The organism is Pseudomonas sp. PNPG3 (assembly GCF_023093815.1).
Classification (GTDB): Bacteria; Pseudomonadota; Gammaproteobacteria; order Pseudomonadales; family Pseudomonadaceae; genus Aquipseudomonas; species Aquipseudomonas asiatica.
Genome location: NZ_JALLKV010000396.1, coordinates 1 through 208, shown reverse-complemented (window position 1 = coordinate 208; position 208 = coordinate 1). Strand labels below are relative to the sequence as shown.

Annotated in this window: 1 protein-coding gene; it reads right to left on the bottom strand. The window is 76.0% G+C overall.

What is annotated here, in order from left to right; genetic code table 11:
- Positions 1 to 208, bottom strand: a 208-nt coding sequence (locus tag MJ643_RS31425; protein ID WP_247727417.1) for an Ig-like domain-containing protein, incomplete at both ends; no start/stop codon positions are given.

Genomic DNA, 208 nt, shown 5'->3' with positions numbered 1-208 from the left:
GACCCTCGACCCGGTGCGCGCCGGGGATGCTCGTGTCGACCGCGGCGAGCGCGGCGGCGTCCCAGTCCACGCGCTTCTCGTGCGTCGACCCGTCGCTGTAGGTGCAGGTCACGTGCGCGGGGAGGTCGGTCGCGGTGAGGCGCGCGCCGTGGTGGACGGCGAGCTGCGGGGCCACGTGGCCGGTGTGCACGATCGTGCCGAGCCGGTC